This window comes from Glutamicibacter sp. NPDC087344, from assembly GCF_044744225.1.
In the GTDB taxonomy this organism is placed as follows: domain Bacteria; phylum Actinomycetota; class Actinomycetes; order Actinomycetales; family Micrococcaceae; genus Glutamicibacter.
In genome coordinates this window covers 153,061-164,115 of sequence record NZ_JBIUXY010000010.1, presented here as the reverse complement: position 1 = coordinate 164,115, position 11,055 = coordinate 153,061, and the positions used below count along the sequence as shown (strand labels likewise).

The following is an 11,055-nucleotide window of genomic DNA, read 5'->3' as shown; positions in this document are numbered from 1 at the left end:
CATCCGAACCAACAAACAATTCCTCAAAAGCCACCAGCACCTCGCCAGCAAACCCCTCAGGAACAACAAACGTCACATCAACCGAACCCTCAGCCCCCTCAGGAGTAAACGTCGTAGAACCAGTAATACCAGTCCCCGAACCATCCGACTTCCGCATCAGCTCACCAGTCACGGTGTACTCAGTCCCAGGAACCAAATTCACATACGACACAGTGTCAACCACCGTACCGCCAGCCCAATCCAGCACCCGATCATCATCAGAAGAATCAACCAACGACGTACCAATCGAAGGAACCAAAGGCTCAGGCTGCGGATCAACAGTCACCGTCTGAGCAGGATCCTCAAGATCCTTATGCTCAGCTACCGGATCACCCGAACCATCCGAACCAACAAACAATTCCTCAAAAGCCACCAGCACCTCGCCAGCAAACCCCTCAGGAACAACAAACGTCACATCAACCGAACCCTCAGCCACCTCAGGAGTAAACGTCGTAGAACCAGTAATACCAGTCCCCGAACCATCCGACTTCCGCATCAGCTCACCAGTCACGGTGTACTCAGTCCCAGGAACCAAATTCACATACGACACAGTGTCAACCACCGTACCGCCAGCCCAATCCAGCACCCGATCATCATCAGAAGAATCAACCAACGACGTACCAATCGAAGGAACCGTCGATGCCCATTCGACATCGGCTACATCTTGTGCCTGGCTGCCTGAAGGAGTAACCAGAATGATTGACTGTGCATGCGCCTCGTCGGTCGGAGTTTCTCCGTCCTGGTCAGGCACCGAAATGATGCTTCCAGATGAGCCTGAACCGCGCGCGGTCACGCTCACTTGTGCTGCGCCAGCTGCAGTTGAGTTGCGCAGATCCAAGTAGATTTCTTGGCCATCTACAACAGCCGAGGAATCAATGGGGTCGCCGGCGGAATTCACCAATGGCACGTCTGGATCAACCTCAACACGCGCAGTCGCTTGGTTGGTGTTAACCGTGAATGGGCCAACTAGCGAATCAGCCACTTGGGCGTCGGATGGGCCGGTAACTGAAACTTCAGCCTGCAGCTCTTCAAGAGTCAGACCGCCAGCCGCGTTTGCACCATTTACCAGATACCAGTAGGCGGCTTCCGAATCTGGGGTCTCCCAGGGCCAAGCTGCATCCCAAGTCAGATCGGTATAACGCCAAATTGCATACTGGGTTGCTTCAATCGCGTCATTCTCTGAGATACTCGGCACCCCAGCTGCGGTGGCAAGCTCTTCCAGAGTCACTTCTGGGTAGCTGTGAGCAAGAACCCAGAAAACCTTGGCTTGCACCGCCGGATCATCGAAATGGTTGCTTCCCAAGTAGCTATCTAGGCCGCCAACCAGACCATCGATTCCGGTCTTGGCCGAAACTTCATGTTCAATGCAGTAAGCCCAGAAATCTGGCTCACCCGAATGATCCGTCCCTTCATAGATCGGGTACAGGCGCGTTCCGCTGTACCCTTTCGTATTCGTGCCCACATGCACAGTGTCACCTGGGCTCACACTTGCGTTCGCATGCGGCATCAAGATTCCAGCAGTCTGCATGACCAAGGCTATGGCAAGTAGCGCTGCGAGTATCAGCCTCACCCTAACGAACTGATACGCTTCGCCGATCCTAGCTATCACGAAAAGCCCCTCTACGTTGTAAAAATGGGAACTCAAACGGCCATCTAGAAAACTAAGAAAACAATGGGCGCGAGAGACAAACGTAGGATACACGAAGAAAATCTGGAGCTGAAAAAGCTCTGTACCACTGCCTCAAATTAAGAAATATATGGATTCTTTCCAGGTTTCGCGTCATGAAACACGCAGATCCGGCTCTAATATTTTTATGCCTTGAACTCACGGGAGCTGCCATTCAGGTTAGAGCACGCAGAGTTCGCAGCTCGGATCTTGAACCGCAAGATAACGACATGCTTACCACTTATGCATTGCAGATTACGGATTATGGCTTATTAAATTACCAAGTCAAAGACATATTATCCGCGTCGTAACCTTCAGCAAGAGGCATGCATCATCGAGAAAATTCCTTCAGTCAACGCGTTAGCCACCGACGAGAAAATAATGATCCCCCGCTTCCCTCGACTACTTAGTCTCACATGCAGCACTCCCTGCTTTCATCATGACCAGTGAAACGGCAATTCATTCACCCACCACTAAGGCATAAAAAAATAGCTAATTGGTTAGCTGTGATGGTCAATTGGATTCACATCTATAGCCAGTTAGTTATGCGGAAATGCCGGGCTTAGCCTTCGGCCTCCACCACCGGGCACTTTCATTGCACAAACCGGGAGTAGATGTCAACATGCACCATTCTGCGCATGCAATTCCTATACCAATTGGCCACTCAAGCCAAGCGAAGCGTTCTGGCCATGACACACACATTAAGACCCTTTATACCGACATTCGAAACCCGCACCCCAAGCGACGTCAACAAGGCCTCAAGAAACATGCCCCAACAAATTCATGGGCTTCGGCGCCTAACATGCCTGCATATTGAACGACGAAATCAATCAAGCCGCCAAGCCAAGCTCGGCTTTCACGTGAACAACGTCAAGAAACACCGTGATCAGCTGGGGTCGGTAAGATCGCACCACTGAAATGGTTTGCCCGATAAGCTTTCGACGCGGAGCTCCCTAGTGAAAATACCGTGCACTACGTCCGCCGATTCGATCATCAACGCCTACCAGCACGTACATTGAACCGCCGCCGACGCATCAAGATCCCTCCCCGTCACCAGCAGGCGTACGGTGCACCCTGAATGGATGGCTGCGAGTCTAGCGAAGCAATGATTCACAGCCACCCAGACGCTGGGCGTACCCCCAAGTTAGCGCCCTACAAGGAGTCTAAGCAGAAGGCTTTTCGTCCGCTGTTTCAAAAAACACAATCCCCGAGAGATGTGAGTCACGCCACATTAAGTAAAATTCGAGTCAGAACTACAGCGAAGCCATGTGGTTTAGCTCACATATTAGTGTGACCCACTGAAGACGGATGGAGTTGCAGGTCACTTACCTTAGTGGCTCAGACCACTGAATGCCGTCATTCAAATGAAAAAAGTTGCTATCATGCACTCACTTGCGCGCACCCATGTTTGCGACGCGTTCCTCGGATGCAACAGGACAATCGAAAGCTTTGCCACTCAAGGCCGCTGAAGAGCACGACTGAAGTCGGCCGTGATCACGCCCTTGAGGTGGAACTAATCCGACGGCACCTCGAAGCATTCAGCCAGTAGTCGAACCCGAGGCAGCGCAAGAGCCCTCGACAATTTTACCCTTCAGCCGCCGCGCATCGAAGCTGATGTGATGAACACTTCGCACAAGTATCACTGCGTGGCGCACCAAGTGCTCACGACCATTGAAGAAACATGGGCACTCAGTGTTTTCGTTTGAATTATCTATTCGAGAATCCATCAGCGCCGTATAAATCCCCTGGTAAACGTGTCGAGAACCAGCGCGAGCGGCGGCCAGGTCTCCGCTCCCTTTTTGGTCCAAGCCCAGGTCCGCATAACTACGTTGGGCGCTTCGAGAGGCAGTACCCTCACGCCGCTCGGATACCGGTCTAGCGGGAGCAAGCCTACGCCGGAACCGGAGCGAACAAGATCTTCCACTAGTTCCAAGTTGTCCGCGTGATGTTCGATCCTCGCATCCGACTGCGCAAGAGAAGCCAGCGTTCTAATCACAACTTCTTCAGCTGGGTTCCGAGAGTTACCGATCCACTTCGCACCTGCATAGAAATTGAACAGGCCGACTGCTGAGTTGTTTCCTTTAGGTTCAGTACCTGCAGCCACTGCCAGACCCCATTGAGATTCCCACAAGCGGAGTACGGCTATCGACTCGTCCGGTGCCGCAGGAGCCAGGTTGTAATCATAGGCAAGCGCCAGATCGACCCGCCCGGCTAATAGTGCTTCATGCGCTTCATCCGGTTCAAGTTCCTGCACCCGAACTGTTACCGCGGGGTAGGTTGAATTCAGGTTCCGCATCAACGGAATCAAAGCACGCCGTGCCGCAGTTGCATAACTCGCAATAGTCACAACTCCCGCCGGGTTGGCACCGGGATTGAGGTCAGCCTTGGCAACGTCGACCGCCGCAAGAATATTGACCGCGTGATTCGCCAATCTACGCCCAGCAGGCGTGAGCCGTACTCGTCGCCCCTCCGGCTCAAGCAAGGCAGCACCGACTTCACGCGAGAGTGCCGCAATCTGCTGCGATACGGTCGATGTGCTGGAGTGCATGACATCCGCTACAGCGCGCATAGAACCTAGCCGAGACAGTTCGAGCAGTACCTGCAGCCGTCGTATGTCCATAATCTCATTGTATAGATTTCACGGACGATATGTTCGTTATTGCAACGTGGACATGGACAGTTGGCTAATGCTCCACTAGGGTCATGAAAACGAGAAGTGAACTACGGCCTGGTTTCGATGGAGCCATGCTTGCATTGATCTCCATGGCAACCGCTCAGCTCGGTCTGGCTGGCTCAGTCCTGTTCCTTGGTGCGCTCAGCGCGGAAGGAGCAGCATCGCTGCGGCTCGCGTGGGCTGCGTTGCTCATCGTAGTAATCGTCCGCCCCTGGCGGCATAAATACACCATTTCCACGATTCGCAACGGAATTATTCTAGGGGTCGCGACGGCAGGCATGAGCATCCTTTTTATGGCGGCCGCCGTTCGCATCCCGCTGGGCACTGCCAGTGCAATCGAATTCCTCGGTCCTTTGTGCATCGCAGCGCTCACCCGTCAAGGTCGCCACAGCTGGGTCTGGCCACTTTCTGCAGCTATTGGCGTCCTACTACTTACCCAACCTTGGCAAGGAAGCACTGACTTAGTTGGCATCTGTTTCGCGGCAGCAGGCGCCTGCTGCTATGCGGGTTACATTCTTTTTACACAACGAATCGGAGACTCCAGTGATGGGCTCAAGGGCCTCGGGATCTCCATGCCTATTGCTGCCGTCGTCGCAATTCCGGTCGCTGGCCTGGAAACTTTCACAGCTCTCACCGTCGAAACGGTATTGGTTGGTTTGACCTTGGCTGCCCTGGTTCCATTTTTGCCGTTTATTCTCGAGTTATTTGCCCTTCGAAGACTGACTACAGCTGCGTTTGCCACACTCATGTGTTTTGAGCCGGCCTTTGCGTTGCTCGCCGGCCTGTTTCTTCTCGGGCAGGTTCCCAACGTATTAGGTATTTTGGGAATAGCGTGCGTGATCATAGCTGGCATCGGCGCGACCCGAACCGGCTCGCGTCAAGTACTGGTCGAATAGGTGCATGTAGCGCTCAAAGCTAAGCGAAAGCCCTCAAAGGCATGCAGCAAGTTCGTACTTTCAGGCTCAAGCAGTAGCCGCAAACGGATATACCTCGAGGTCATCCGCCACATCCATGGTGCGCGTCTCTCGTCATCTGCACACAATCCTGACTAAAATAGATCACCCAGCCCGGATAGTCAGCATGGAAATATGCCAACTTGACGGTGGCACGATTCAAGGAATCTTCGCGGATGCCCATGGTCGTGCCCTGGACTGCAGCCGTTCCGGCGCCCGGCCAAGAACAATAGAACGCTGAAGTCGCCCAGTTATCCGCCTAGGAACTCGCAGTATTCTCATCGTGTTGCGTGGGCTTCGTCGAAGTCTTTTCTGGCCGCGTCGATACTGCGCTGATACTTGACCGCCCACAAGGCAAGCCCCATCGCCGGCTCAATGAGCGTCTTTCCCATTCCGGTGAGTTCGTATTCGACACGCGGTGGAACCTCAGCATAAACAGTACGGCGCACCAACCCGTCGCGCTCGAGGCTCCGAAGTTTCAAGGTCAGCATCCGCTGTGAGATCCCAGGTATACGCTTCTGAAGCTCCATGAAACGAAGCTCACCAGCGCGAAGCATTCCGATGATCAGCAAAGACCACTTGTCACCAACCCTGTCCAACAAATCACGAACAGCTCTGCCTATATCGGTTTCAAGACAGGCAGCCTCGTCTCCCTTGAATCGCTCAAATACCGCAGCACCTAGTTCCTCAGTTTTCAGCATCAGTACCCCTTGCAGCCTCAGGCACATGGATGTGCCTTTTGTAAACCCTTCAATAGTGACTCATGATGGGATTAGTTACAAACAGTAACTGTCCCTCACGAAGTTGTATCGTCTTCAGCCTTAAGGAATCCATGCTCATCGTTCTGTGGCTCATCAATGCAGTTTTATCTCTACTCTTTTTGTCAGTTGGCACCATGAAAATCGTGCGCCCCAAAGCCGCACTCATGGCAGCCGGAATGAATTGGACCGAGAACACGGCACCACTGCTAATCAAAGCAGTAGGTTTGGTCGAGTTATTGGGCGGTCTCGGATTATTCCTTCCGCTAGCTACTGGTACGGCGACATTACTAGCGCCGACCGCTGCTCTCGGCCTTTCCTTGACGATGCTAGGCGCGGTCACGATACATCTTCGGCGCAAGGAAAGTTTCCTGGCACCTGCAATATTGTGCGCGCTCTGCGTAGTCTCAGCCTTTCTTGGCTTCGCAGTACTTGAGAACTACTAACAACAAACCAACCGAATACAGAAAGACACAACATGCCTACAATCGCCATCGTTGGAGCCGGAGCCGGTCTCGGCCTAGCTATCGCTCGCAAATTCGGGCAGAACGGATTTAGCTCCGCGCTCATTGCACGCAATAGCGAGAAACTGAATGACCTGGTAGCCACTCTTGCTGCCGAAGGAATAGAAGCTAAAGGTTTTGCCGCCGACACGGCTGACGCCAACGCCTTGAGCAGAGCACTTAGCGATGCTCACAAGCATTTCGGATCGGTTGATGTGCTTGAATTCTCTCCCCATGCGGGAAATTCTGAATCAATGGTTGACCCATTGGAGGTCACGCATGACACCCTACGCCCGGCGATCGACAGCCTTCTATACGGCGCGGTTACAGCAGTACAGTCTGTACTCCCCGCAATGAGAGCAAACGGAAATGGAACGATCTTGCTGACGGCCGGTACTGGCTCCATTAACCCAGTCCAAATATTCGGTGCACTGAATGCTGCACAGGCCGCTACGCGCAATTGGGCGCTGAATCTGAATGGAAAGCTTCAAGGATCAGGTACCTACGTGGCTCATGTTGCCATAGGTGTCGGCATCGGCGAAGTTGCTCCAGCGCCTGGTTACCCCTTTAAAACTCCGGCAGAGTTGGCAGATCTTTATTGGGATCTTCACACCACGAGGGAAGTGGCCGAAAAGGTCATTTACTAGTTATCAGAACCGGCGCTAACGTACTCAGCCGGCTTATGTCCTGTGTTCGCCTGGTACTGTGGCGGAGCCACCGAGCTGGACCAGCGCGCAATGTTGATCATTGCTCAGCTCGGTGGCGAGCAGTACCAGTCGCCTGCAAGCAGGCCGAGGCACCTGTTTCTAACCTCACGAGGTGCAAAAGTTATCGCAAAAAGGATTATTTTCCGTTCCTGCGCAATCACGAACGTGGCCAATGCTGGTAACCCGGCCTGCTTGTCTAACGTTCTGAACCAGTTGTCTACTACATATGGGGAACCACTACGGCTCGCGCCGAAAGTTCCCCGGATTCAAGCTTCTGGTAGGCATCCAATGCGTTGTCCAAAGAGAAGAGTTCCACGTCGGGGGTGATCTTCCCATCACGGTAAAGCGCAACAACTTCATGGAGCTCCTCGATGGTGCCCCAATAGGTGTTGACCAGTTCGGCTTCATACGGTGCGGTGTAAAACGACCAGGTGTAGGGGCCGCCAGCAATACCAACAACTGTCATACGACCCCGAGAGGCAACCGTTTCCATGCCAAGTTTGATCGTTGGAGATACACCGACAAAATCGAAAACTGCGTCGACTCCCCGCCCGCCGGTAAGCTCTCGGATCTCTGCCGTTTGGTTTTCACCGCCGGCAACGGTGACCGCACCACGCGAAGCAGCAAGCTCCATGGCTTCTGATTTCATGTCCGTAGCGATCACCTTGGCCCCGGTGGTTGCCAGCAGAATCTGCACCGCGACTTGACCCAGACCGCCAAGACCGATCACCAGCGCGGTTTTACCGCCACCGGCCAACTTGTCGAATGAGTTCTTGATGGCGTGGTACGGAGTTAGACCTGCATCAGACAACGGCGCTGCCGCCACCGGATCCGCATCGTACAGCGGAACGAGGTTTCTTGCCGGCACCTTGACGTACTCTGCCATGCCGCCATCTCGCCCCAACCCGGAGGCAAGATATCCAACCTGTTCCGGATGCTCGCAATAGGTGTCCTGACCGCGCGAACAAGCCTTGCAACGACCGCAGCCAATGGGACCATAAACCAAATATGCTTCCCCGGGGTTCACCCCGATGACTCCTTCGCCGACCGCCTCAACCCATCCTGAATTCTCATGCCCCAGGATGTAGCTTGGCTTAAGCAGTTCACTCAACGCACCCATTTCCGGCGAATACTCGCTGTATACGGCTACGTCTGAATGGCACACTCCGGCACCCGCGACTTTCAGCAGGACTTCGCCGGGGCCAGGAACAGGCTTCGGCACTTCCTTGATGGTGGGGAAAGTCTTCCATTGATCAAAAACTACGGCTCGCATTGGCGCACTTCCTATTCTGTAGGTCATCCATCGCGCGAGCCGAATAGCGTTCGCACTCGATACGCGATAGTTCGGTGTTCACTAAGTTGCACGGGCCGCTGAGCCAAATTGAGTTTTGCCTACTCGCTCCTGGGAACGGTTGCAGTCAGGCAACACACCAATCCAGTTCGGCTAACCGTCAGAGGCCTTGCCCTGCGTCAACCCAGCTTCAGGAACTAGTCCCTTAATGCTGAGTCTATTGCGCATGCTGGCCAAGGACTACCCCTCGAATACTTGGCGCGCTAAACCACTTTGATCCTCGAGGCTAAGAGCTGCAGTCCGGATTCTGTATTCAGAATTCTCCACTCTTATCAGGGAAGCCGCTTACTCACCTGAACCTGCAGCGCTATGTGCATGGCACAGAAGGTGCGATTCCACAACGAGTTTGAGCCGTCACCAACAACAGAGGATGCACTTTTTGAGCCTTACCGCTTAGCCAAGCAGACTGCACACAGACAGACAGACGAAATCGCTTGTATCTCGACTGAAGCATCCAGTGCACCAAACTAACGCGCTGGCTGCTCTCCACCATTTGCTACCAACAGGCAGCAGTTCCGAAAGAAACCGCATATGTGAAAATCCACCGTGGACCAATGATCTTGAACGATATCTACGATTTAGCAGCACCCGGTCACCCACGGGAAAGTCTTATTCGCTTTTCCGACGAGGGCCTAGTCGAGACGTCGATTCAGGGCCAGCGGTACGCCAATGCGCCCAAACCATGCACGTCGACGAACATCCGCGGGCTAAGTTTTGCCCCTGTGAAAGCTAACTTGGACACGCGAACGCACCATCAAGGCAGTTCTTTTTACAGGTATTTTTCAGAAAACCCTTGACCACTGATATATCTATCGTCTTATAGTTGTTCATCAGTAGGGGTGTTATTTTCGCCACACTCCGTCAAGAGATGAAGGTTTCATGAGCACTGATCCTGTCGAAGTCGTGGGCCGCAAGCGCCCTCTTGATGAAGCGCCTTTGCGCAAAGTTCACATCCTAGCCACCGGCGCAATCCTCGGTGGTGCAATACTCGATGGTTACGTTCTGGGAATCATCGGCCCGGTACTCAACTCCGCCTCCGCCGAGCTCGGCTTAGACGCGCTGGGCATGGGTCTCATCGCGGCCAGTGCCTTGATCGGCGTCTTTGTTGGCGGCTTGTTCTTCGGTTCGCTCGCCGACAAGATTGGCCGCAAGCCGGTCTTTTCGTGGAGCTTGGCAGCATTCATTGTGCTGTCCCTGCTGCAGCTAGCCGTCACCGACGTCTGGCAATTGGTTGCCATCCGATTGGCCTTGGGCCTGGCCGTTGGTGTTGAATACGCCGTTGGCTCATCCATGCTCGCCGAGTTCTCTCGCCGCAAGGGACGCGGTGTCCTGCTGGGTGCCTTTGAAGTTTCTTGGATCATCGGCTTTATCCTGGCTTATATCGTTGGCCATTACGCACCAGGTAGCTGGCGTATCCTGCTGGCTTCGAGCGCGATTCCCGCAATCTTGACCTTCATCATGCGTATAGGCATGCCGGAGTCCCCATACTGGCTCCACGCACAGGGCCGCAAGGAAGAAGCCGCTGAAATCGTCCGGGTGCACTTCGGCGAGGGTTACACACTTCCTGAGCCAGAACAGGCGGAGACCAAGTCGAGGTTCCGTGACCTGTGGACCAAATCCACCTGGCGCCCACATCTCTTTGCCGGACTGTTTTGGTTCTGCCAGGTTGGACCGTTCTTTGCAATCTTCACCTTCCTCGAGCCAGTTTTTGAGAATCTCGGCATTGAGGGCGGTCCGCAATTCGATTTCATCAGCAACGGAATTCAGCTTGCCGGCGCGTTCTTCGGCCTCTACCTCTTGCACCGGCTCACCCGCCGCAATTTTGTGATCTGGACCTTCGCGCTCATGTTCGGCGCCCTTATTATTCTCGGACTGTTCCCGAGCGCACCTGTGTGGCTTACGGTATTCCTGTTCGTTTCCTACCTCTTCATTGCCCCGGCAGCAAACAACATCGAACGTGTGTATCCTGCTGAAATCTTCCCGACGAACATCAGGGCAACGGGTGTTGGAATGGCCGCCGCGTTCTCGCGCATCGCTGCAATCGCGACAACCTACCTGCTTCCTACCTCTATGGAGCATCTGGGTGCGAACGGAACCTTGATCATCCTGGCAGTGTTCCCGCTCGTCGGCTTGATCACTTCGTTCTTGTGGGCACCGGAAACCAAGGGCAAACAGCTTCACTAGGTTTTTCCGATACTGTGCCCAAGCTGTTCCCCGACGAGGGAACAGCTTGGGCAAAGTTCTTGGCACCGTTTAGAAGCTCGATGATCTCATAGACGCCGGAGAGCGGATTAAACCAGGTTCTTGTGCGGTACTGACATGTTTTAGACGTCGCAGCATGGCCAAGAGGCGCCTAAAAAACTACAGACACAAATGCTCGGCTGGGAATCCCCGCCGAGCATTT

Annotated in this window: 8 protein-coding genes; 4 read left to right on the top strand and 4 right to left on the bottom strand. The window is 53.9% G+C overall.

Going from position 1 to position 11,055, the window contains the following annotated elements; genetic code table 11:
* Both ACIOWL_RS17180 and ACIOWL_RS17175 read right to left on the bottom strand, forming a co-directional pair.
* The coding region (locus ACIOWL_RS17180; protein ID WP_400387832.1) for a VaFE repeat-containing surface-anchored protein at window positions 1-1,501 on the bottom strand (1,501 nt) is incomplete at its 3' end.
* Between the two features lie 1,930 nt (window positions 1,502-3,431).
* Window positions 3,432-4,274 carry a LysR family transcriptional regulator gene (locus ACIOWL_RS17175; RefSeq protein WP_400387829.1) on the bottom strand — a complete coding sequence of 281 codons (843 nt, stop codon included), beginning with the start codon at window positions 4,272-4,274 and terminating at the stop codon, window positions 3,432-3,434.
* A 176-nt stretch (window positions 4,275-4,450) separates the two neighbouring features.
* On the opposite strand from ACIOWL_RS17175, the gene ACIOWL_RS17170 reads away from it, so the two are divergent.
* On the top strand, window positions 4,451-5,275 hold the full coding sequence (locus tag ACIOWL_RS17170; RefSeq protein WP_400387826.1) for an EamA family transporter: 825 nt from the start codon (window positions 4,451-4,453) through the stop codon (window positions 5,273-5,275).
* A 335-nt stretch (window positions 5,276-5,610) separates the two neighbouring features.
* On the opposite strand, the gene ACIOWL_RS17165 is transcribed toward ACIOWL_RS17170, so the two are convergent.
* On the bottom strand, window positions 5,611-6,033 hold the full coding sequence (locus ACIOWL_RS17165) for a winged helix-turn-helix transcriptional regulator (protein WP_400387824.1): 423 nt from the start codon (window positions 6,031-6,033) through the stop codon (window positions 5,611-5,613).
* A gap of 131 nt (window positions 6,034-6,164) precedes the next feature.
* Here ACIOWL_RS17165 and ACIOWL_RS17160 point away from each other — a divergent pair, with 131 nt between their 5' ends.
* Entirely contained in the window at window positions 6,165-6,536 is a 372-nt protein-coding gene (locus ACIOWL_RS17160) for a DoxX family protein (protein WP_400387821.1), read from the top strand.
* Window positions 6,537-6,568: 32 nt separating this feature from the next.
* Window positions 6,569-7,240 (top strand): SDR family NAD(P)-dependent oxidoreductase, encoded by a 672-nt coding sequence (locus ACIOWL_RS17155; RefSeq protein WP_400387818.1) that lies wholly within the window; start codon window positions 6,569-6,571, stop codon window positions 7,238-7,240.
* A gap of 280 nt (window positions 7,241-7,520) precedes the next feature.
* Here ACIOWL_RS17155 and ACIOWL_RS17150 read toward each other — a convergent pair whose 3' ends face one another.
* On the bottom strand, window positions 7,521-8,573 hold the full coding sequence (locus ACIOWL_RS17150; protein ID WP_400387816.1) for an NAD(P)-dependent alcohol dehydrogenase: 1,053 nt from the start codon (window positions 8,571-8,573) through the stop codon (window positions 7,521-7,523).
* A gap of 957 nt (window positions 8,574-9,530) precedes the next feature.
* Here ACIOWL_RS17150 and ACIOWL_RS17145 point away from each other — a divergent pair.
* Entirely contained in the window at window positions 9,531-10,835 is a 1,305-nt protein-coding gene (locus ACIOWL_RS17145; protein WP_400387813.1) for an MFS transporter, read from the top strand.
* The last annotated feature ends 220 nt before the right edge of the window (window positions 10,836-11,055 follow it).